The organism is Winogradskyella sp. (genome assembly GCF_045105575.1).
Taxonomy (GTDB): Bacteria; Bacteroidota; Bacteroidia; order Flavobacteriales; family Flavobacteriaceae; genus Winogradskyella.
In genome coordinates this window covers 1-23,614 of record NZ_JBGCDQ010000070.1, presented here as the reverse complement: position 1 = coordinate 23,614, position 23,614 = coordinate 1, and the positions used below count along the sequence as shown (strand labels likewise).

The window sequence follows — 23,614 nt, the reverse complement described above, 5'->3', positions numbered from 1 at the left end:
TTGTTATTAATGAGTTCTGGTAATTATGGTGGTTTGGATTTTGATGAGGTGAAGGGATTGATCAAGTAGTTTTGTTTCTTGAACTAATTTCAGGATATAATTTCTAAAATAAAGTGTTAGAGCAAACGCTACTTAACCGTTAAAATTTCTCTTAGCCTAATGTCATTAGAAGATGCACCAATCATAATTCTAAAATCGCCAGGTTCAACAACACGCTCCATTTTTTTATTAAGCATAGTCAGTAACTCTGGTGTAATTTTAAATTGAATGTCTTTTGTTTCTCCTGTTTTAAGATGAATTCTTTTAAAACCTTTCAATTCAATTACAGGTCTTGCAATTGAGGCAAATTCGTCTTTAATATATAGTTGTACAACTTCATCGCCGTCGTAGTTTCCGGTATTGGTAATTTTAAAACTAGCTGTTGCGCTTTCGGAAGTATTTATAACGCTTTTATCGAGTTGTAAATTGCTATATTCAAAAGTTGAATAACTCAATCCAAATCCAAAAGGAAACAATGGTTTTCCAGTTAAATTCATATAATCATCTCCACGTCCTGTTGGTTTGTGATTGTAATATAAAGGCACTTGTGCTACGTCAACTGGAAATGTAATCGGTAATCTACCTGCTGGATTATAATCTCCAAAAAGGACATCTGCAATAGCAGTTCCACCTTCGTTACCAGGATACCAAACATCTACGATTGCGGAAACGTCATTTAACCAATTTTGCATCGTAATGGCAGATCCGCCAACGAGTAAAACAACAGTTGGTGTTCCGGTTTTTGCAACAGCTTTTATAAGTGCTTCCTGATGACCAGGTAACGTTAAGTAAGCTCTGTCTTTAAATTCACCTTCTTCAATACCAACACAAACAATAGCAATTTCAGATGTTTTTGCGAGTGCAACCGCTTCAGTAATTTTTTGTTGCCAATTGTTTTCTATACCAGCATTCCAGAGTAATTTAAACGATACATTTCCTGTGGTTTCATAAAATTCAACTTTAATATCGTAAGCCTTATTTTTTACAAAAGTGTACGGTTTTGTAATTTGCTGAACGGTTTGTTTTTTCCAGTTATCAATAACTAATTCGTTGTTGATGTATAAGCGGTAACCATCGTCTCCTTTTATACCAATATCAATGGTTCCGTTTTGTGGTACAATTAATTTACCTATCCAACGTACGGAATAATAATCGTAATTAATTTTATTCTGGTCTGGTGAAAATAGTGTCCATCTAAAATCGATATTGTTATCAATTCTCGATAAAGCAGGCTCACCTTTTAATTCAATATTGTTGTAGTAATCTGCTTTAAGACCCGACTTTTTTTCGCCATTATCAATATGGAAAAAGTGCTTTTTGGGTATGGCAACAAAATCTTCGGGTATTCTATCAGCTCCTTTTGCATACTGAGTATTAACGTTATTACCAACTTTGTTTATAATGCCTTCTAGAATTGTAACAGGATTATTTCCTGGTCCAGAATAACCTCCTAAACGGGCTTCATTTGCCTCAGGACCTATTACAGCAATAGTTTTTACTGTCTTTTTAATTGGAAGTGTTTGTGCTTCATTTTTAAGTAAAACAACAGATTCTAAAGCTGAATTTTTAGCTAAACTTTTGTTGTTGGTGATACTGTTGCTTTTTTCTAAATTGTCAATATTTACATACGGATTTTCAAACAAGCCGAGTTTAAATTTAGTATACAATACACGTTTTACAGCTTCATCAATAGCATTTTGGTTAATCATACCTTTTTCAAATGCTTCAAAAAATAACGGGTAATGATCGTATGAGGTTTGAAAAATAACATCTAATCCACCTTCAATAGCTTGTTTTGTAGATTCTGCATAATCTTTGGCTGTAAAATGCAGCACATTTGCTCCTCCAGTTGCACCAGCATCTGAAATTACAAAACCTTTAAAATTCCATTCTTTTTTTAGTTTTTGATTTAATAATTCGTTGTTTGCAGTAGCTTGTGTGCCATCTAACGAATTGTATGCGGTCATTACAGACCATGCGTTTGCTTCTTTAAAGCTGGCTTTAAAAGCAGGATAATATACTTCTTCTAAAATGCGCTCATTAAAATGAATGGGATATGAATCGCGACCTCCATCACCAACATTGGCAACAAAATGTTTTGGTGTAGTGATGACTCCACGTTTTTCAAAAGCAGAAATGTAAGCAACTGCCATTTTAGAGGTTAAAAAGGGATCTTCACCATACGTTTCTTCGACGCGTCCCCAACGTACATCTCGTGCAATATTAATTACTGGTGATAAGTTTTGACGTATGCCTCTCGACTTTACTTCATTTGCAATTGCCGCAGCAACAGTGTCCATTAATTTGGTGTTCCACGATGCCGCTAATCCAATAGCTTGCGGAAAAGCTGTAGCATCTTCGCGAATTAAACCATGTAAAGCTTCATCAAATGGAATTATAGGAATGCCAAGACGTGTATTTTCAATAAAATACTTTTGCATGTCATTGATGAGCATAGCCGTTTCTTTTGCGGTTCCACCATCTGAATAATTTAAAATTTGTTCTGATTCATTACCAGTTGAACTTTTGGTTGCCACCTGAAAACCAAAAATTCCGTGTTTATACTTTTCTTTGCCTTCAGATAAATCACCAGGAATCATAAAGAGTTGCCAGAATTTTTCTTCTAAGGTCATTCTTGATAATAAATCGTCAACACGATTGTCTATTGAAACTTTTGGATTTTTATAGATAACATCTTCTTCACTGTCACAAGAAAAAAACACAAGGCATAAAAAAATTATACAAATAAACGGTCTAATAAGTGCCATAGCTTATTTCTTTATTAGTTCGGAAACTTTTATAGTCCAAACAAATTCACTCGGTGGATTATTACTTAATTTTTTAGGTATGCTAATACTAAAACCTTCACCTATAGCAGTCCATTTAAGAGGTTGGTCGTATCCTAAAAGGCTTACTGTAGCTCCTTTTTTTGGTTGGTGAGAATTGATGGTAATTTTATTTGGCATTGTTGTTTCGTTTTCTTCTGCCATGTAAAAGAAATAAGCATTTCCGTTGTCTTGTTGTGTCATACAAATATTAGCTTCTTTAAAAGGTGCTAAAGTTTTACTATTATAAATGCCTTCGCTATTAATGTTCATCCAGTTTTCGTAATCCTTTAATAAACGATAGGCACCATCTTGCCATTCTCCATCTGGTGTAGGTGCAATGTTTAATAACAAGTTTCCGCCTTTAGCAACAATATCTACTAACATTTGTACACCTTGGTGTCCTGACATATACACAGCATCGTGCGTGTAAGCCCAACCACCTCCTGAGATAATACAAGATTCCCAAGGGTAAGGCAATTCTTTTTCTGGTACACGATTTTCAGGCGTTAAGTAATTTTGGTTTTTACCGTGAACAGCTCTGTCTACAACAATTAGTCCTGGTTGTTTTTTGCGCAGTTTATCTACAAGTTCATCCATACGAATGTCTTGAGATACCATTCTGTGTTTTATAAAGCCATTTGCAGCTTTATTTTCTGCAAATTTCTCTGCGTAATTTTCGTCTATATTTTGTTGGTCACGTTTTTTAACCCAACCACCATCTAACCAAACAATATCAATATCACCATAATCTGAAGCTAATTCTAAAAGTTGATTGTGAGTAAATTGTACAAAAGTTTCCCATTTTTCTGGATATAAAGCAGGGTCGTAATTTACATTTCTATCGAAAGCTGGCCAATATGGATCCCAGTAACTTTTGTGATGCCAACCTGGTTTAGAGAAATAAGCTCCAACCCACATGTCTTCTGCTCTAAAAGCATTAAAAAGCTCTTTTGTAATATTAGCTTTTGGGTTTGAGCTAAATGCACATTCTGGATCTGTAACTTTATAATCGGTGTATTTAGAATCGAACATTGAGAAACCATCATGATGCTTAGTTGTAAAAATCATATAACGCATTCCCGCAGCTTTAGCAGCTTTAGACCATTTTTCTGGATCAAATTTCACAGGATTAAATGTTTTTTTTAGTTCCTCGTATTCTTTTACATATTCAGTGTAATTTCCAGGATTATTCCCTTTTTTACGTTCGCACCAACCGTAATCTTCTGGGCAGATCGACCAAGATTCTACAATACTCCATTGGCTATAAGCTCCCCAATGCATTAGTAAACCAAACTTTATATCTTGCCATTGGTCTAGTTTTTCGCGTACTTGGGGATTTGTTTCTGGTACATATCTCTCGTCTTCTAAAATAGCTTGTGAAAATGCAGTTATAAAAGTGAAAAGAAAGACTATGGATAATGCGGCTTTTTTCATTTTAATTAAAGTTTTATAAATAATTATTTATTGGTGCTAGCCAAGTTCGTTGATTTTTATGAGACTATCAAATCTACGAATTCTCAATCCCATCAATCATTTGCTTAAAAAGATCTAGCAGAAAAGTGAGTTTGCCAGCATCACCTGCAGCTAAAAACTTAGCGTTTTCAACTTTAACACCATACCAATCTTGACGATTTATTTCGTTTAGAATCCATTTGATTTCTAAATTAGCAAGGGAGGTATTTGAGATATCAATTTCAACTTCCCAACCAGGAGTAGCTAATGTTGTGATTTGAATCACTTCATCTTTTTCCCAATCGCCATCGCATTGCGATTTAAACCAATCTTGTATCCAGTCTAATATGTTCATTTGTGTTATGATAGTTTTAAAACGATTAGCAGCACTTATTAATTATTCTGCTGTCACCTTGAGCATCGGTTGAAATAAAAATATTTTTTCATTGAAAGCACCTCGCGAAGTAAAACAAAAGGTCTCTAAATACTGGCAACAAATTCCGCAAAAACCTCCTTATGACGTTCTAAATCCAAATCTGGAGACAAGGATACTCTGGCAATATAATCCTTATCACCTTCTTTAGTTGTGCCTTGAGTTGAGGTTGCAGGAATCGTCCAATAACAGCCTTTTAACTGTCCGTAACTTACACAATACTTGCTTTCGTTAGGGATTTTAGTAATCATTAAATTAATTAATCTATGATTCAATTCGCGTTTATACGTTTCCTTTTCTTCAGGAGTATTTCCTTTGGTCGGAAGATCTAATGAAAATACAGACGGAGTAAAACCTTGATCTGCCAGTTCTTCTGAGACAAAATTAATTTTCGCTTCTGGTAAGGTCTTTTGAATAAAGTTCACAAATTCACGCGTATTTTTATAAGCATCTGTAATACGTTGATTCATTGATGGCAATTGTTTTGCTAATATTTCGTATTGCAATTCGGTCGCTTCATTATCGCAAAGATTGAGATGCACTGCTATTTTGTCCATAAGTGCATCTACTTTGGCATTTCCTACTGCATAACCAGCCGTACATTTTCCACCACTAGGAAATTTAGAACCACTAGCATAAGAAATGGTTCGCACTGTTGACAGAATTTCACCATCACCTAAAAAGTGAATATTAGGACAAAAAGTTTGGTCTAATATAAAAACAGTATCTATTGCCACTGTTCCAGAAGCCGTTTTACGTGCTGCGCTTAAGGTGGCTTTCAATTTTTGAAGATCAGGAACTTCAACACGTGGGTTGGTTGGTATTTCTACAATGATATACGCAATGGCATCAGCTTTGGCGATTTCTGTTAAAACAGTTTCTAAACTTGTCACCATATCATTGTCACCATCAACAGCCAAATCCACCACGTCAACATGGTTTAAACAGGCAGCAACACGTCTTGCTTGGTCATTAGTACCACCATAACAGTTGGTTGGCACAACGAATTTAATGTCTTTTCCGTTATGATGTTCTAGTGCATAATCTACCAAGCCCATCATAATGGCATACTGAACCGAAAGTCCACTAGAACCCACTAAAGGTTGCGAGTTTGTACCTGTAATATTTTTTATAGACTTTAAAACAGAGGTTTTGTTAGTGGCGTTCCGATGACTATCTGAACTGTTTTGACTAGCAATGGCACTTTGTTCCGTTAAAGCCTTTAAGGCAATTAAACAATTAGCCGGAGTCATGGCAATCGTTTCACGACGTCTCACATGCTGAATGTCTGAAATGTAATCCACGTTCTTCTCACCATTAACTATTAATAGACTTCCTATAGTTCCATACAGATTAATATAAAAATCAATATTCGGGTTGAGATTACTTGTAGATATATTGTTTTGTTCTGAAATAAAAACGGTATTCCCATCAAAGTCTGAAACTGCTTCTGCATTCTCAACTTGCTTTAACTCGAAGTTATAACCATACACGCGCTTTACAACATCAGCATCAAAAAAGTCCGGCAAGTTCTTGGTGTAAAGAATTTGTGTGTTTTTGTTTTCTAATAAGTTTGTTCTTAGAATTGCCAAAACAGGAACTGTCTGTGACGAAAAACTAATCACATGTTCAGGTTGTAGTTTATTCAAGTTTGCAATTGCCCATTCTAAAATGCAAGATAAAGGATGACCTAAACGAATATAATCGTAAGCCGTTGGTAATTCTTTAAGTGCAGATTGCTCTGAATTATGAGCATTGTATAAATGTTCAAACTGATCTAAAAATTCTGATTTAGCTAAAGCTTCATTGTAAATGTCTAAGCGATGGGTTGTTAGATTTAGCCAATCTTTTGGACTGTTTTTTAGGACGTCTTTTATGTAGTTTAGGATGTTATTGTCTTGCATTGTTTTCTCTTTCAAAATAGAATGTAAAGATATTAAATCGAGAGCGTTTAGACGTAAAACAAAAAATTTTCTTACGTTAAGGCTAACGCAAGAAAATTATTTTGAACACTTTTAAATTCAGTGTTTAAATGGTTATTGAAAGACTATTTATTCAATAATGATTTTAAGACTTCCAGTGCCTGCATCGGTAGCCACTCTGGCAATGTAAATACCACTTGCAAAGTGAGCAACATTAATGGTAATTTCCTCACTGTTTGGTCGAAGTTCTAAAATTTTAGTTCCAAGAATATTAAAAAGGCTTATAGTTTTAATGTTCTGAACTCTAGAGCTTATTGTTACGATGTCTTTAGCTGGATTGGGAAATACATTAACCTCTTCCAAATTTAAGATTTCATCAGTACCAGTACTTAAAGTATTAGCGATTATTTCAATATCATCAAACAAGAAGGTAGCATTAGCCGATGCATCGTTTACACCATTATAGCCGAGCATTAAAGTAACGACATCGTAAATTGGACTGTCTGCGTTTGAAAGATCCCAAGTATAAGTTGCCCATTCTCCTGATACGGTCGTTAGAGCATCTGCTTCTTTTCCAAAGGCATTGGGCACAATGTTTTCTAACTTAAATTTTAATATGGTGCCGACTGGTGCATCTGTATAAACTTTCATAGAGATGGTTCCGAAATTAGACATATTGGTTAACGGAGCGGTCAATGCTATTTTGCTTCGCATAAATCCTGCACCACCACTTCTCACAAATTGCCCAACGGTTGCACTTGGATTGTTTGCGTCTATCTGAGGATTTGGGATGACTGTTGTTATGGCTCCGAAAAAATTAGTAAAATCAGTGGTGACGACGCCTGTTTCAAAATTAATGGGTAGCGTCGTTGCTATAGGATCTGGTATAGTTGGCCCAACTTCTTGCTGTACATCATCAAATAAGAAAATAGATGTTGCTGTACCATCGCCTACATTTCCAAAATCGAAAAGAAATTGAATTCTTTCGTAATCACTAGCTTGGCCATCAAAATTCCAAGTTGCTGTTTCCCAGGCTCCAAATACTGTGGTTAAGTAGTCTAGATTCGTTCTGCCAGCCGCATTTTCTAATTCTAATTTAACACGTGTGCCAACGGGAGCCGTTGTATAGATTTTCATTGATAGCTGCCATTCTGTAGATAAGTCAATTGTATTGTCTAGAAATATTTTACTTCCAGCCCAAAATTCTCCACCATCTCGAACAATTTGTCCTACAGTCGTGCTAGGATTTTCAGCATCAACTTGCGGATTTGGAATTACACTAGCTGTTGCTCCTCCGTAGTTTAAAAAGTCAGTATCAACTTCTCCCATTTCAAAATCAATAGGTAGAGAAAGTGGTGTTGGTGCAATCGGACCTGCAATTTGCTCTATATCGTCAAAGTAAAAGGTTGAGGTAGCGGTACCATCTCCAACGTTTCCAAAATCGAACATAAAAACGAGTTCGTTAAGGTTATTAGCTGTCCCAACAAAAACCCATTCTAAAGTTTCCCATGCACCAGAAACTGTAGTTGTTGCATCAACATCTACTGCTGGTCCTGAGCCTTCTAACTTAAACTTAACGATCGTTCCAATTGGTGCTGTTGTATAAACTTTCATAGTAAGTTTTGTGAGTACAGAAAAATTGAGATTATCAGTTAGTAAAATTTTACTTCCACCAAAAATAGCTCCACCATTTCTTATAATTTGTGCTACAGTTGTACTTGTATTTATACCTGAGACTGAAGGATTAGCGATAACCATGGCAATTCCGCCATCAAAATCAACAAAATCAGATGTGGTTACGTCGCCTTCAAAATCTATAGGTAAGCTTTGAGAAAAGCTTGTAAATGTTGCAAATAAAAAAAGTAGAGTGTAAAATTTTTTCATAGTTGTAGATAAATGTAATTATTATCGAAGATACTTGTAGAACATAAACAAATAATAAAACAGACCTATACATAAACTATACAGGATTAAAAAAGGACTTTTTTTAGTGTATTACATATTGAATACAGCACAAATTTTAGCATCGTTTTTCAAAAGTGCCATTGTTTTTTTTTTTGAATTTTAAATCCCAAAAGGAGGTATGACAGTTTGGTCAACCTTGAACCCAAAGCAGTCTTGGGACCGTTTTTCTGAAGTTGCAAAAACCTATAACTTAGACATTGGAGATTGGAAACAATATGATAATGCCAACTTAGAACACACTTATATAAGAATCGGTTTTGCAGCCCATAATGATGAAGAAATTTATGAATTGATAAATCGGTTGAAGAAGACTGTTGATGATGTTTTTTTTAGGATTTTAAACTACAATACCAAAAGCCCAGATTCTCGCAAAACATTAACAGGCTTAGAATACCAAAACAATTCAAAATGGTCGAATTGAGTTTCAAAATTTGTTTTTAATTGGCCAAAGGTTTGAGGTTTGTTTTGTGGTGAAAGTTGTTCTAAGGTGTCTAAAAGCCAAAGGCCTTTGTCTTTTTCAGTTGTAATCTGGTAGCTGTCTGCTGTATCGTGAAACGTGAATTCTAAGAAGTCTTTAGTCGTTCCTTTTTTCGTTTTAGAAAATTCAGACACTAGAGGTAGAGTGCCTAACCAAACTAGTTTTGCTGTTGGTTTAATGCTAAAGGTCGGTTCTTGGGCTAAACAGTTGTAAATGTAATCTGGGTCTATGTTGGTGTCTGGCACTTCAAATTCAAACCAGTCTTGCAAAGGCAAATCAAACCCAATACCGTGCATAAAATTAAATAGTGATTTTTTTAATCCAAAACTAAACTGCGTATGGTCTATACCAGTTTGGTCTGTAAAATCGACATCATTATTAGCAAAACTGATGTTTTTATAGTTTGGAGTAATGCCATATTCTTCGGGATGTAAACCCACAGGACTATGTGCTGTTAAGGCAAATTGATGCCAAAAGCCAGATTGTAACACACCAACCTCAAACAACTGACGTACCATTTCTAAACTATCAATCGTTTCTTGTACGGTTTGCGTTGGGTAGCCATACATTAAGTACGAATGCACCATAATGTTAGCTTCGGTAAAATTGCGTGTCACTTGCGCGACTTGTTCTACGGTAACGCCTTTATCAATTAAAGCTAACAAACGATCTGAGGCGACTTCCAATCCGCCAGAAACTGCTATGCAGCCAGAAGCTTTAAGTAAGATGCAAAGGTCTTGTGTGAAATTTTTTTCGAAGCGTATGTTGGTCCACCAGGTGACGCTTAGTTTTCGTTTAATGATTTCGAGCGCTAAAGCTTTCATCAGCGAAGGTGGAGCGGCTTCATCTACAAAATGAAATCCGGTTTCTCCAGTTTGCGCAATGAGCGTTTCCATACGATCTACCAATAGATTGGCAGCAACGGGTTCGTAAATTTTTATATAGTCTAAGGATATATCGCAAAAGGTGCATTTTCCCCAATAACAGCCGTGTGCCATGGTGAGTTTGTTCCATCTGCCATCGCTCCATAAACTATGCATTGGGTTGGCAATTTCTATGACAGAGATATAACGGTCTAATACCAAATCTGAATAATCTGGTGTGCCAACGTCTTGCTGTTTGTAATCGGGTTTTGTGGTGTTATTTTTATAGGTAACGACTCCGTTTTCGAGAATGAAGGTGCGTTTGAATTCGGTTGTATTATTGAGAACTGCGTTGTGCAATAACTCAATAGGCAGTTCACCATCATCTAAGGTGATAAAATCGAAGAATTCAAAAACTCTAACGTCAGTTACGGAACGTAATTCGGTATTTGGAAATCCGCCTCCCATGGCTATTTTAATGTCGGGATAATTGGCTTTTATATATTGCGCACAGCGAAAGGCGCTATATAAATTCCCTGGAAATGGTACTGAGAAACACACCAGTTTTGGTTGTATGTTTTTAAGCTGAACGTCTAATAGTTCTAATGTGATTTGATCGATATACGTTTCGTGATCTTGTAATTGTGCATAGAGTTCATCAAAGGCATTGGCACTTTGTCCTAAACGTTCTGCATAACGGCTGAACCCAAAATCGGGATCAATACATTCCACAATAAAATCTGATAAATCTTCAATATAAAGTGTTGCTAAATGTTTGGCTTTGTCTTGCATTCCCATAGCACCAAACGCATAATCCATATCGTCTAATTGTGCAAAACGAGACGCTTGTGGTAAAAAATTAGTCGTACAAATTTGACGCGCAAAGGTTTGGTTTTTGCCTTGTAAAAATAGAATGACATCATCTAAAGATTGTAGATAATGGTCTTTAAGCGCATAGATGCGTTGGCAGTTTTCGGATTGAATTCGATCGTCTTCAAAAGCTAATTTAAAAATCTCTTCGAAGGTTTCTTTTTTGAATAGCTCTAAAATGACTTCAATACCCAAATCCATTTGAAACGACCCAATTCCTTTTGTATTCAGAAAGCCTTTAAGATAGGCTGTGCCAGGATACGGAGTGTTTAGTTGCGTGAATGGAGGTGTTATGAGTAAGAGGTCTTTCACTTTAGAAATTGAAATTGAATCTGAAATCGAAATTGAAACAGATGATTGCAAATATAAATGGAAATCTACCCATTACGCAATATCTCAGCAACTGCCTGCTGATAAGCTCTCGGATTATTAGCTTTTTTAATTTTCTTAAACGTCTTTTGAGGATTGGAGAACGACTGTGAAAAGAACTCCCAAAAGCCTTGCATTTTCATTTTAATAGGAGTTGGGCCAGAAAGTGCAGCATCATATTGATGATATATCGTATCATGAAATTCTCTAAAAATGTCCCATCTGTTTTCTGGATATTTGGTAGTGTCGTTTTTAATCATGCTTGGTAAAAACGGATCTGCAATGAGTCCGCGTCCCATCATAAAATGATCGATACTCGGAAAGCGTGCTTGCATTTCTTTCAACTTAGCAACAGAGGTAATGTCTCCATTGTAATACAATTTGTGCCTGGTACTTTCTATACATTTTTGAAACGCATCTAAGTCAACACCACCTTTATAAAGTTGCTTGCCAATACGTGCATGAATGGCAATACTTTTTAGCGGATAACTATCTAGCATTGGAAAGGTGTCTAAAATTTCACCAGCATGTTCGTAACCCATTCGCATTTTCATAGAAACGACAATGTCTGTCTCTTTATGCACACGCTCTAGAATATGATCGATTTTATCTGGATCGCAAATAAGACCAGAACCCATACCTCGTTTGGTGACCATTGGGTAAGGGCAACCAAGATTCCAGTTGAGCTCTTTATACCCTAATTCTTGAATATAATCCACGACAAACAAAAACTCGTCTGCGCTATTCGTCATAATTTGCGGAATGACTTCGAGCTCAGTATTGTTTTCAACCTGTAAATCGGTTTGGTACGAATTTTTAATAATCAGCTTATTATTAAACCGAATGTAAGGTGCATAAAACGTATCGATACCGCCAAAATAGTGGTTAAAGGCAAGCCGAAATCGGAAGTCTGTAAACCCTTGTAGCGGGGAAGATAATAGCGTTAATGGCATTTAGAAATTCGTTTTATAAGTATAGAAAAACGAAGGTGGTTTATTTTTTTGGGACTATCAAATAAAAAGAGAAATAGAAGATAAATTAAATCGAAACACCAAAATGGTATAATGCAGCTCCAAAAGCTTCACCTAATTTCAAGGTTATTATAATAGCCATTGGACTTAAAATAGCTGCTATTAATAAAACCTTTTTTTTATCGTTATTAGAAAGTGCGTTGTATCTCGTTTTGATTTTATTCATGATCTCAGGTTTAATTTATTTAAAAAACAAAGGCTTCTATGAGTAAGTAACATATTTACATAAAATGTTACAGTAAAATAGTTTTTTTTAGGGGATATATTTAAAAATTTATTTCAAATGTTTCTTAAAAAAGGCAATAGTACGTTCCCAAGATAAGTTGGCAGCTGCTTTATCGTATCTCGGAGTGGTGTTATTATGAAATCCATGATTCACTTCAGGATAAATATAGGCTTGGTGTTCTATTTTGTTGGTTTTCAGAATTTCCTCAAAAGCTGGCCATCCAGCATTAACACGTTTGTCTAATTCGCCATATTGGAGTAGAAGTGGAGCTTTAATTTTCTTGGCATCTTCGGCTTCGGGTTGTCTTCCATAATAAGGCACTGCTGCGCCTAATTCTGGTATGCGAACGGCCATCATATTAGAAATCCAACCACCAAAACAGAATCCAACCACACCAATATTACCATCGCAATTTTTATGTGCTTTTAAATGATTATAAGCTGCGATAAAATCCTCTAGCATTTCTTGTTGATTACGGGTTTTTTGCATGGTTCTTCCATCATCATCATTTCCAGGATAACCACCAAGTGGAGATAATGCATCTGGTGCTAAGGAAATAAAACCTTCAGTGGCTGTGCGTCTACCCACATCTTCAATATATGGATTAAGTCCTCTATTTTCATGAACTACAATAACACCTGGTAATTTGGTTTTATTATTCTTAGGTTGCGATAATAGGCCTTTTATAGAACCTCCACCTTTTGGAGATTCGTAAGTAACATAATCTGAATCTAAGGTTGGGTCGTTTGGTTGTACCAATAAACTATCTATGTAGTTAGGTGACATGAAACTTAGTAATGACGAAACTGTTAATCCACCAATAGCATATAATGAAAGCTTTTCTGCAAACTGTCTTCTATTGAGTTTGTTGTGCGCATAGTCATCGTAGAGATCAAATACTTCTTGTTTGATATCTTCTTTTTTTAGGTCTTTCATAATTATGAGTTTTAATACTAAAATTAGTGCATTAAGTTATTGATTTTCGGGAAGTAAGCAGTATGTCTTAATAATTATTCAACACGTTTGAGAGTAATAGAATTATCACCAAAGTCAGAAGGCCTTATATCACCAAAGCTTATGTCAAATTTTATAGTATTCATATCTTTAAATTCTGCAATACCTAAGATTTTTTTTGATTCACCAGATTCTATTTTAGTCATTGTAAAATCGATTTCCATTGGTGTAGTTTCAAAATTTATAGTATAGTTCATTTTTCCTTTTTCACCATTCATAGTAAATTCTTTGCCTCCCATAACCTGTCCTTGAATTTCAAAAGCAGCATAACCATCATCGTCAAACATAATGTAACCAAGTTGTCCTTGATCCTCACCAGCCCATTTGCCAATAAAATTTTCTTGCTGACTGATAGCACTCATTAGTAGTAACGGAATAATAAAAAATGTAAATAAATGTTTCATGCGTCTATAATTTATTTTAAAATACTTTGTCTAAAAATTGTTTAATACTTTCTTGATTCGCTCTTACTAATTCTTCTCGTGCAGCGTTAATATCACTCGGTTTTTTATCTTGAGATAATTTGAATTTACCTTCCCAATTGGTAATCTCAATCTCAAACATTTCAATATAACCAAGGTTTTTATCTAGTCTCGGATTATCTGGTTCTAAAACATATTTATGATCTGGTGCTTCTAAAAATTCAGTCATAGTAATTAAAGACTGTTTTAACGCAGCTTTACTTTCAATCGCTTTTACTTTGCCTTTAAGATGCACTTTTATATAATTCCAAGTTGGTAATTGTGTGGTAGCGTAGATGCTTGGCGAAATATAACATTCTGGTCCACTAAAAATAAGCGTAACGTCATTATAATCTTTTAATAATTGAGCTTGTGGATTATAAATATCAATATGACCAATTAATTTTCCATCTTCATAAATTAGTGGTAAGTGTGTAATTAATGGTGCGTTATTTTTTATGGAGATTACTGTAGCTAAGGAGTACGTTTTAATCACCTCAATCATGTGGTCTATGTTAGTGTCTTGGTGTTTTTTTGGTGGGTAATTCATTGATATTCAGTCTGTATGTGTTTAGTAATACGATACGCTTTATGGTTTTGGTGGCTGAGTGAAGTCGAAGCCACAATAATGAAATGTCAAAACAGAAAATAATCCTCTTATTTTAACGCTTAAATTTACAATTTTTTATCTTTAATGCATGTTAGAGAAACCAACATCGTTTTCAATTAAAAATTGGTCGCAAGACGATCAGCCACGAGAAAAATTAAGAGACAAAGGAAAAGCGTCTTTAAGCGATGCCGAATTAATAGCAATTTTAATAGGATCTGGTAATAGAGAAGAAAGTGCTGTAGCCTTATGCAAACGAATTTTTGCAAGTGTAGATAATAATTTAAACGCCTTAGGTAAATTATCTATTTCTCAGTTAATGGAGTTTAAAGGTATTGGTGAAGCCAAGGCTATCAGTATCACTGCAGCACTAGAATTAGGACGTCGTCGTCGCTTAGAAGATCAACTTAGCTTAGATAAAGTAAGCTCAAGCCGTTCGGTTTTTGATGTAATGCAACCTGTTATTGGTGATTTACCACACGAAGAATTTTGGATTCTGTATCTCAATAATTCAAATAAAATCATTCAGAAAAACCAACTGAGTAAAGGAGGTATTACAGGCACTTTGGTGGATGTACGTTTGGTACTTAAAAATGCATTAGAGGTGGGAGCGGTAGCTTTAATTCTATGTCATAATCATCCATCAGGTACTTTAAAAGCCAGCCAGGCGGACAAAGATATTACTTCAAAATTAAAACGTGCCGCAGAAAGTTTAGATATTTCAGTGTTAGATCACCTTATTATTACTGAAAATGCGTATTTCAGTTTCGCTGATGAAAATCTAATGTAAGTCCATCCTATTTAAATATTAAAAGCAAAAACTCAAAAGAAGCATTAAAGCAGGATTACTAATGTTGCATGAATTTTTGACGTTGGAATTCGTTATTTTTAACCCGAAAGTTTTTTGGATAGGAATTTAAATAACCATGCTACTAGTTTATACTCATAAAATAACACCTCGCGTTACCTATACGTTTAAACATATATGCAAACGCATACTAGGTTTAGAGGTGAGTTTTACATCTAAGGTTGAAGATTTTATAGCACACGATAGTCTTAAAATGTCTTATGCTAAGCAGCCTTTAAGTAATGAGCTTTTTATTAGAAGTAATGACTTATTGTTTGAAATTGGGCTGTCAGACGTCCGTGTAAGCGTCCAAGAATGGGAAAACACCAAAGGCTTTTTTCCAACAGGCGAGCGTAGTGATTTACCTTTCGATATCTTTGCAGCTTCCTTTTATTTGTTAAGTCGATATGAAGAATATTTACCACATGTAAGTGATGATTATGGACGTTTCTTAGCGTCCGAAAGTTTAGCGTTTAAGCATAATTTTCTAAATCAACCTGTGGTCGATATTTGGGCTTACAAGGTTCAGAGGATGTTAGCTGGGCGATTTCCAGATTATCAATTTCCGCAACGTCATTATAAGGTAAAACCCGTTATTGATGTTCCAGCAGCATATTACTTTAAGCATAAAGGCTTGTTGAGAACTATTGGAGGAACCCTAAATGACCTTAGACGTTTCAAATTAAAACAATTATACACACGCTACATGGTTTTAATGGGTTTTCAGCGCGACCCTTATGATACCTTCAACTGGATTATTAGAAAACAGAAAAAGCACAACTTTAAGTTTATGGTACTCTTTCTTATCGGTGATTATTCTACCTACGATAAAAATATTAACACCAATAAAAAACAGTTTGTATCGCTTATTAAATCTGTAGCCGATTATTGTGACGTAGGTATAAAAGCGTCGTATTTTTCCTTAGATGATATTAACATTCTAAAAAAAGAAAAATTGAAAATGGAAGCCATGACGCATACCGATGTAAAAGCGGTTCGGCATTCATTTTCCAAACTTAATTTACCAGTATCTTATCGTAATTTGGTAGAATTAGAAATCAACCAAGATTTTACAATGGGTTACATTGATACCTTAGGTTTTAGAGCTGGTACATGTACGCCATTTCAGTTTTATGATTTAGATTACGAAGTACAAACTCCATTAAAAATTAACCCTTACCAATGTTTAGATTTTGCCTTGTTGAAATACAATTCAGAGTTAGATAAAACCGAATACTTACAAAAAATAATTAACGAAGTAAAGTCCGTCAATGGCACCTTTACCGCAGTTTTTCATAATTATTCATTTAATGATTTAGGCCGCTGGAAAGGTTATAAATCCATCTTTAATATAATATTAGAATCCGTAAAATGAGTCAACAGATAAAACATGTATTTTTCGATTTAGATCACACCCTTTGGGATTTTGATAAAAATTCAGGTTTAACGTTTGAAAAGATTTTTAACACGAATAAAATTGAGGTGTCACTCACCGATTTTTTGCCGATTTATGAGCCTATAAATTTAAAATACTGGAAACTTTACAGGAATGAAAAAGTCACAAAGTCAGAATTGAGATACGGACGATTAAAAGAAGCTTTTGATACAGTCGGATTAGCGATAACTGATGATATGATTCATCAATTGTCAGAAGACTATATCAATAATTTGTCAACATTTAATCATTTGTTTGAAGGGACTTTTGAAATTTTAGAGTATTTAAAAACTAAATATCAATTGCATATTATTACCAATGGTTTTCAGGAAGCGCAAGACAAAAAATTGAGTAATTCCAAAATTAAACCTTATTTTAAAACCGTTACCAATTCAGAAATGGTAGGCGTTAAAAAACCAAACCCTAAAATTTTTAATTTTGCCTTAGATTTGGCAAATGCAAAAGTGGAGGAAAGTCTTATGATTGGCGATAGTTTAGAAGCAGATATTGAAGGAGCACATCACATAGGTATGGATACCATTCATTTCGATTATAAAGATGTGCAGCGTCATCATAATTTTAAGCGTATCGTTCACTTAAAAACACTAACAAACTTCATTTAAATTTATAATTATGTTTAAGAAAATCATTTTTGCAGTTTCATTTATTGTGCTGAGTTTATTAGGTAATGCTCAAAAAAATATAAATTACTACAAGTATGTTATAATCCCAAAATCATTTGAATTTTCTAAAGGTGAAGATCAATATCAACTGAACTCATTACTTAAATTTTTATTTAATAAGCACGGTTATGAAGCGTATTTTTTAGATGAACTTCCAGAGGATTTAAAAAAAGATCGCTGTTTGGGATTAATGGCCGAGGTTTCAAATGATGAGAGCGGCATGTTTAAGACAAAACTTGGAATTGCACTTAAAGATTGTTTCGAGAATGTTCTAATGACTTCAAAAATTGGTGAATCGCGTTTAAAGCAATATGATAAAGCGTATAATCAAGCCTTAAGAGATGCTTTTGAGACGTTTCAAAATCTTAATTATATCTATACTGCTCAGGAAAGTCTTGCGCAAACTCCTAAGGAAGAAAAACAACCTGTAAAAGAAATGGTGAAAGTTGAAGAAAAAGTGGCTGTTCCTTCATTAGAAACTGAAACAAACCAATCAGCAAGCGAAATTAAGTCAGAAATATCAGAAATTTTCTATGCACAAACCATTCCTAGTGGCTTTCAATTGGTGAATTCAGAACCAAAAGTGGTGATGATTTTACTAAGCACATCAGCAAAAGAGGTGTTTATTGTAAAAGATAAAAATGCTATAGTTTATAAAAACCAAGGAAAATGGTTTTACTCAGAAAATGATGGTGTGTCAACTTTAGAAAAAGAAGTAAATATTAAGTTCTAGTTTTTAACAAACAACTAATACCCATACTTCTCCTTCCAAAGGCCTTTTAGAAAAGTACGTTGAGCTTGCTCACGCGCATTATTTCCCGGATTGTATAATTTGGTATTTGCAATGGCTTCGGGTAAAAATTCTTGAGCAGCAAAATTATTTTCGTAATTATGCGAATATTTATACTGGTCGCCATAACCCAATTCTTTCATCAATTTTGTTGGTGCATTTCTTATAGCAAGCGGAACCGATAAATCTCCAGTGTCTTTAACCAACTGCTGCGCCTTATTAATGGCTTCATAAGCCGCGTTGCTTTTGGCAGAACTTGCTAAATAGGTGGCGCATTGACTTAATATAATTCGCGATTCTGGATTCCCAATAATAGAAACTGCCTGAAAGGTATTATTAGCAATAACTAAAGCCGTTGGGTTGGCATTACCAATATCCTCGCTGGCTAAAATTAAAAGGCGTCTGGCTATAAACTTTACATCTTCACCTCCTTCAATCATTCGCGCTAAATAATAAACTGCAGCATTTGGGTCGCTACCACGTATCGATTTTATAAATGCCGAAATAATATCATAATGCTGCTCACCAGTTTTATCATAACGCGCTGCTTTGCTTTGCACTTGTTTGGTCACTAAATCGTTAGTGATTACAATTTCGTTACCTTCAAATGAAGCGACTAACAATTCAAAAATATTCAATAATTTACGAGCGTCACCACCAGAAAATTGAAGTAAAGCTTCGGTTTCTTTGAGTTCAATATTTAATTTTGAAAGTGCAACATCTTCCGTCATAGCACGTTGCAATAAAGCCTCTAAGTCTGTTTTGGTAAATGCATTTAAGGTATAAACTTGGCAACGAGACAATAATGCCGAAATTACCTCAAAACTTGGATTCTCTGTAGTAGCACCAACTAAGGTAACCCAACCTTTCTCAACAGCTTCTAAAAGTGAATCTTGCTGCGATTTACTAAAGCGATGAATTTCGTCAATAAATAAAATCGGATTTTTCGTGGTAAACATGCCACCACTTTTTTTGGCTTTGTCGATGACTTCTCTAATATCCTTTACACCAGAATTGATAGCACTCAACTTAAAAAACGGTCGGTCAGATTCGTTAGCAATCACATTAGCAAGTGTCGTTTTTCCAATACCAGGCGGTCCCCAAAGTATCAACGACGGAATGACTCCACTTTTTATCTGCTGATATAACATGCCGTTTTTGCCTACCAAATGCTGCTGACTCAGATAGTCATTGAGTGTTTTTGGTCTTAGACGTTCGGCTAGTGGTATATTCATAATTCAAAATTACAAAATGCTTTTGTGATGGATTCATTAAAGTGCTGAAATTCATTTTAAATGCGAACTAATTTTATTCTTTTGCACTGCCAATTTTTCATGCACTACTTTTTTGGCTATACTTTTGAAGTAGTTGTTATAAATTTGAACATGAACCAAAACCAACAATTTAAATATTCTAATAGCATCGTTGTCTATCCATTGATAATCTTGTTTATAGTTTGGTTGGTGTTTTGGTATCAGGTAAGAATCGATAGTGGCATTAAAGCATTTGGTATTAGACCGCAAAAAATAGAAGGACTTTTGGGTATTGTAACAAGTCCGTTTTTACATGGTGATATCAATCATATTTATAATAATTCCATTCCGCTTTTTGTATTAACGCTAGCATTGTTTTATTTCTACAATAAAATTGCATGGAAGGTGATAGGTCTCGGTATTGTAATGTCTGGTTTTTTAACCTGGTGTATTGCCAGTTCAGGAAACCACATTGGTGCAAGTGGGTTGGTCTATGTAATGGTTAGTTTTATGTTCTTCAAAGGAATTTTTGCAAAGCATTACAGATTGATTGCCTTATCATTATTAGTGATATTTCTTTACGGAAGTATGATTTGGTATGTGTTTCCTATTAAAAGTGGCATGTCTTGGGAAGGACATTTATCTGGCTTAATTACAGGCTTAACCTTCGCTCTATTTTTTAGAAAACAAGTTGCAAAACCTGAGCGTTACAGATGGGAACAACCAGATTATAATGAAGAGGACGATCCCTTTATGAAACATTTTGATGAAGACGGAAATTTTATAGAGTTAGAACCCGAAGAAGATCTCGAAGCTGAGATTGAATCTGAAAACAATCAAACATCATCAAGTCATCAAAATCAAATCAAAATAAGCTATACGTTTAAAAAGTTACACGATTAAGTTTTTCCCTTTTGGGGAAATGTCTCAAGGACAAAGGGGCTTTTTACTAACTACGTTGCCTAACCGCTTCATATAAAAACGCACCACAAGCCACAGATACATTTAAGGATTCTATCTCACCTAAAATCGGAAGTTTCGCTTTATCGTCAACCACTTTTAGTACCGAAGGATTAATCCCTCTACCTTCAGAACCCATAATAATAGCACATGGTTCTTTAAAAGAAACATCATAGACATAGTTGTCCGCTTTTTCGGTAGCCGCAATAACACGTATGCCAGAAGATTGCATATGAAAAACCGCATCCTTAATATGGTCTACTTTACAAATCGGCATTTTAAAAATAGCACCTGCACTTGTTTTAATAGTATCACCATTGATTGGAGCACCACCTTTTTTCTGAATTATAATACCATGAACACCAGTGCATTCCGCAGTGCGTACAATAGCACCAAAGTTTCTAACATCACTCAATTGATCTAATAAAAGAAATAAGGGAGTTTGGCCAGACTCAATAACTTGCATAACCAACGCGTCAATATCATGAAACGCAATAGGAGAAATTTGAGCCACTGCACCTTGGTGATTACCATGTGTTAAACGGTTTAGCTTTTCAACAGGAACATAAGAGGAATTAATACCTTCAGAACGGATTAAATGCTCTAATTCTTTAAATAAATCTCCATGAAGCCCTTTTTGCATAAAAACCTTATCGATAGTTTCGTTAGATTTTATAGCTTCTATGATGGCTCTAATGCCGAAAATTGTGGTTTCTTTTTCCATGTGTCGTTTGATAATCTAAATCAGAATAATATTCTGAGCGATTCAAATAAAATAGTGATTCAAATCAGCTAAGATTGTATTAAATAGTTTTGAAGGTCAAAGGTATTGAAACAGAATTAAAAAGTAGCCGTTAAACTCACATGAACTTTAGAATCTGAAAATTTAAATGGTCGATCTTCTGTTTTTCCACCAGAATAGTTTAATTGAAACAGACCTGCATTGGTCAATAGACCCAATCCAAAACCAAAGCCAAAGAGTTTTTCTTTACTGCTAGTGAGGTTGTTTTCAAAGTATGCAGCATCAAAAACGGAATGCACATAAATGCCACTGCTTAATCGGTAACGGTATTCCGTATTAATCACGCCATAAAGATTAGCCACGAGGCTATTTTCTTCAAACCCACGGATAGAGTTAATACCACCAAAGCGAAATAGCTCGTTATCTAAATAATCATTAGATCTTAAGGTGGCTCCCGTCAATCTTGTATAAATACTATTTTTATTGTTGAGGTTGAATATTTTATAAGTCTCTAAGCTAAATATAGTTTGATTTTGTGAGCCAAGATTATTTGTTCTACTTCCAATTCCAGACGAAAAATCGAACCAAAAATTAACAGGAAACAAAGGATCGTAAAATTGAGGCTTCATATAATTGTACTGCAATGTGTAATAGTTAGCAGTGTAATCATTTAATATATTAGTGTCATTTTCTAATAAGTTGGTGGATGTTGTAGTATTCACTCCAACACCAACTTTATGCTGTGCGTTAATTTGATAATTTATGGTAGCGTGTTGCTGTGCATTTAAAAAAGTTGAATCTTTTCTGAAAATATTAAGGCCAACATCGAGCCCAACAGGAGAGCCAAACATAAAAGGAACGTCAATATCAACTCTAAAAGTTTGTTGGTCTATTTCATCACTCTTATAAAATAGGTTGAGCGTTTCTCCGTAATTAAGGTTGTTAATTAATCTGAGGTCTAAATAACCATCAAATTCAATTCTATTGGTAGTTTCGTTGGTGCCAAAACCTAAGAAACCATCAAAGTTATTAGTTCTGGTCTTCTCTATATAAAGGTATAATGTAGTAGAGTCTTGCGTAAAAAGGACTTCAGGATCTTTAATTTTACTAGCAAACCGAAGTTCATTCAATAATTCTACTTTTTCTTTTATGGCTTTTAAGTTGAAGGACTTTCCGGTGCGCAACTTTAAAAAATGTCTAATATAAGATTTTGGAAATTTCTCATAACCTTTTACAATAATGTGGTCAATGCGTCTTTTTTGATGGGTTACAATTTTTAAATCTGCCGAAATTAATTTAGACGTCAACTTAGAAATATTAACAAGTTGCAGAGTTGAAAATGGGTCTCCTTCTTCTGCAACTCGAGCGTTTAGATTTTTTAAATAAGGTTCAACTTCCGTTATTTTGAGTTCAAAGAAATTACGATTCGTAGAACGGTGAATACTATTTAAAAATCCGATATTAAAATCGGTAGCGTAATTAATTCTAATACGATCAATTCTTTGTCCTATTGAAAATTGAGCTTCAAAAAGGGTGTCATTTTTTTTACTGACACTATCAATAGTGGTATCTATATAACCACGTTTAGTAAGCTTGGTTTTTAAACTGGTAATTTCTGTTTGTAACGCTTTGTAGTTGTCATAGCGTTTTTCATAACCTACAGAATCTATAATTTGAGTTGCGCTTTCGTTTTCGCCAATGACTTTTAAACTTAAGGATTGCGCAAAGCCTAGATTTGAAAAAATCAGAAATACACTTATTATAACAATTCGACCGTAAAACGACATTAATATCTACTAAGATAACGTTCCTAACCACTAGATTTTAAAATACACTAAAAACAACTTTCGCTAGTGCAGCAGAAAAGCATGGTAAGATTTAAATACAAATTAATTAACGTAAAAATAAGTGATAATATATACGTAGAAAATGAAAGTTTATAATTCTTTGAAAAATTAATTCTCAAGTGTTTGAAAAATAGATATTAATTATTACATTTGCACCCCTCAAAAGAAGAGGGTTTAATAAAATTATATAGAAATATATGCCAACAATTTCACAATTAGTACGAAAAGGAAGAGCCAAAATAACCAAGAAGAGTAAATCGGCTGCTTTAGATTCGTGTCCACAAAGACGTGGTGTGTGCACTCGTGTTTACACAACGACACCTAAGAAACCTAACTCAGCAATGCGTAAGGTAGCAAGGGTTCGTTTAACAAACGGAAACGAGGTTAATGCATACATCGGTGGTGAAGGACACAATTTACAAGAGCACTCGATAGTATTGGTTAGAGGTGGAAGGGTAAAAGATTTGCCAGGAGTTAGATATCACATCGTTCGTGGTGC

The 23,614-nt window shown here is 34.7% G+C and carries 21 protein-coding genes; 7 read left to right on the top strand and 14 right to left on the bottom strand.

Annotation, left to right across the window (positions count from 1 at the left end):
- Positions 1-128: 128 nt before the first annotated feature.
- The 5 genes from AB8B52_RS14530 to AB8B52_RS14510 all read right to left on the bottom strand — a co-directional run bounded on the left by AB8B52_RS14530 (position 129) and on the right by AB8B52_RS14510 (position 8,558).
- Positions 129-2,807, bottom strand: a complete 2,679-nt coding sequence (locus tag AB8B52_RS14530; RefSeq protein WP_406029392.1) for a glycoside hydrolase family 3 C-terminal domain-containing protein — start codon at positions 2,805-2,807, stop codon at positions 129-131.
- A gap of 3 nt (positions 2,808-2,810) precedes the next feature.
- On the bottom strand, positions 2,811-4,301 hold the full coding sequence (locus AB8B52_RS14525) for an alpha-L-fucosidase (protein ID WP_406029390.1): 1,491 nt from the start codon (positions 4,299-4,301) through the stop codon (positions 2,811-2,813).
- Positions 4,302-4,374: 73 nt separating this feature from the next.
- On the bottom strand, positions 4,375-4,674 hold the full coding sequence (locus tag AB8B52_RS14520) for an immunity 53 family protein (RefSeq protein ID WP_406029388.1): 300 nt from the start codon (positions 4,672-4,674) through the stop codon (positions 4,375-4,377).
- A 125-nt stretch (positions 4,675-4,799) separates the two neighbouring features.
- Entirely contained in the window at positions 4,800-6,656 is a 1,857-nt protein-coding gene (locus AB8B52_RS14515) for a PLP-dependent transferase (protein ID WP_406029386.1), read from the bottom strand.
- Between the two features lie 147 nt (positions 6,657-6,803).
- Positions 6,804-8,558 carry a T9SS type A sorting domain-containing protein gene (locus AB8B52_RS14510; RefSeq protein ID WP_406029384.1) on the bottom strand — a complete coding sequence of 585 codons (1,755 nt, stop codon included), beginning with the start codon at positions 8,556-8,558 and terminating at the stop codon, positions 6,804-6,806.
- Positions 8,559-8,757: 199 nt separating this feature from the next.
- Between AB8B52_RS14510 and AB8B52_RS14505 the strand changes: the two genes are divergently transcribed.
- Complete coding sequence (locus AB8B52_RS14505; protein WP_406029382.1) at positions 8,758-9,060, top strand: hypothetical protein; 303 nt, start codon at positions 8,758-8,760, stop codon at positions 9,058-9,060.
- On the opposite strand, the gene AB8B52_RS14500 is transcribed toward AB8B52_RS14505, so the two are convergent.
- From AB8B52_RS14500 to AB8B52_RS14475, 6 genes are all read right to left on the bottom strand, one after another.
- A complete protein-coding gene (locus AB8B52_RS14500; RefSeq protein WP_406029380.1) occupies positions 8,982-11,162 on the bottom strand; it encodes a B12-binding domain-containing radical SAM protein in 2,181 nt (726 codons plus the stop codon). The two genes, AB8B52_RS14505 and AB8B52_RS14500, sit on opposite strands and share 79 nt — an antisense overlap.
- A gap of 65 nt (positions 11,163-11,227) precedes the next feature.
- The gene (locus tag AB8B52_RS14495; RefSeq protein ID WP_406029377.1) at positions 11,228-12,172 is read right to left on the bottom strand and encodes a tRNA dihydrouridine synthase; all 945 of its coding nucleotides are present in this window, start codon (positions 12,170-12,172) and stop codon (positions 11,228-11,230) included.
- 85 nt (positions 12,173-12,257) lie between these two features.
- Positions 12,258-12,416 carry a hypothetical protein gene (locus AB8B52_RS14490; RefSeq protein ID WP_406029375.1) on the bottom strand — a complete coding sequence of 53 codons (159 nt, stop codon included), beginning with the start codon at positions 12,414-12,416 and terminating at the stop codon, positions 12,258-12,260.
- 108 nt (positions 12,417-12,524) lie between these two features.
- Complete coding sequence (locus AB8B52_RS14485; protein ID WP_406029373.1) at positions 12,525-13,412, bottom strand: dienelactone hydrolase family protein; 888 nt, start codon at positions 13,410-13,412, stop codon at positions 12,525-12,527.
- Between the two features lie 74 nt (positions 13,413-13,486).
- Positions 13,487-13,894 (bottom strand): hypothetical protein, encoded by a 408-nt coding sequence (locus tag AB8B52_RS14480; RefSeq protein ID WP_406029371.1) that lies wholly within the window; start codon positions 13,892-13,894, stop codon positions 13,487-13,489.
- A 16-nt stretch (positions 13,895-13,910) separates the two neighbouring features.
- A complete protein-coding gene (locus tag AB8B52_RS14475; protein ID WP_406029369.1) occupies positions 13,911-14,501 on the bottom strand; it encodes an FMN-binding negative transcriptional regulator in 591 nt (196 codons plus the stop codon).
- A 148-nt stretch (positions 14,502-14,649) separates the two neighbouring features.
- Here AB8B52_RS14475 and radC point away from each other — a divergent pair, with 148 nt between their 5' ends.
- The 4 genes from radC (at position 14,650) to AB8B52_RS14455 (ending at position 18,256) form a co-directional block, all read left to right on the top strand.
- Positions 14,650-15,348 carry a DNA repair protein RadC gene (gene radC / locus AB8B52_RS14470; RefSeq protein WP_406029367.1) on the top strand — a complete coding sequence of 233 codons (699 nt, stop codon included), beginning with the start codon at positions 14,650-14,652 and terminating at the stop codon, positions 15,346-15,348.
- Positions 15,349-15,484: 136 nt separating this feature from the next.
- Positions 15,485-16,780, top strand: coding sequence for a polysaccharide deacetylase family protein (locus tag AB8B52_RS14465; RefSeq protein ID WP_406029365.1), 1,296 nt, complete (start codon positions 15,485-15,487; stop codon positions 16,778-16,780).
- The gene (locus AB8B52_RS14460) at positions 16,777-17,463 is read left to right on the top strand and encodes a YjjG family noncanonical pyrimidine nucleotidase (RefSeq protein WP_406029363.1); all 687 of its coding nucleotides are present in this window, start codon (positions 16,777-16,779) and stop codon (positions 17,461-17,463) included. The genes AB8B52_RS14465 and AB8B52_RS14460 overlap by 4 nt, the downstream gene beginning before the upstream one ends.
- 10 nt (positions 17,464-17,473) lie before the next feature.
- Positions 17,474-18,256, top strand: coding sequence for a hypothetical protein (locus tag AB8B52_RS14455; protein ID WP_406029361.1), 783 nt, complete (start codon positions 17,474-17,476; stop codon positions 18,254-18,256).
- Between the two features lie 14 nt (positions 18,257-18,270).
- Here the strand turns inward: AB8B52_RS14455 and AB8B52_RS14450 are convergent, their stop codons facing one another.
- Complete coding sequence (locus tag AB8B52_RS14450) at positions 18,271-19,548, bottom strand: replication-associated recombination protein A (protein ID WP_406029359.1); 1,278 nt, start codon at positions 19,546-19,548, stop codon at positions 18,271-18,273.
- 150 nt (positions 19,549-19,698) lie between these two features.
- Here AB8B52_RS14450 and AB8B52_RS14445 point away from each other — a divergent pair, with 150 nt between their 5' ends.
- Positions 19,699-20,469, top strand: coding sequence for a rhomboid family intramembrane serine protease (locus tag AB8B52_RS14445; protein WP_406029357.1), 771 nt, complete (start codon positions 19,699-19,701; stop codon positions 20,467-20,469).
- Between the two features lie 46 nt (positions 20,470-20,515).
- Here AB8B52_RS14445 and rlmB read toward each other — a convergent pair whose 3' ends face one another.
- The gene (rlmB, locus tag AB8B52_RS14440; protein WP_406029355.1) at positions 20,516-21,250 is read right to left on the bottom strand and encodes a 23S rRNA (guanosine(2251)-2'-O)-methyltransferase RlmB; all 735 of its coding nucleotides are present in this window, start codon (positions 21,248-21,250) and stop codon (positions 20,516-20,518) included.
- A gap of 116 nt (positions 21,251-21,366) precedes the next feature.
- Positions 21,367-23,055: a POTRA domain-containing protein gene (locus tag AB8B52_RS14435; protein ID WP_406029353.1), complete on the bottom strand. Its 1,689-nt coding sequence runs from the start codon at positions 23,053-23,055 to the stop codon at positions 21,367-21,369.
- A 257-nt stretch (positions 23,056-23,312) separates the two neighbouring features.
- Here AB8B52_RS14435 and rpsL point away from each other — a divergent pair.
- A partial coding sequence (rpsL, locus tag AB8B52_RS14430) for a 30S ribosomal protein S12 (RefSeq protein ID WP_406029351.1) occupies positions 23,313-23,614 on the top strand: 302 nt, incomplete at its 3' end.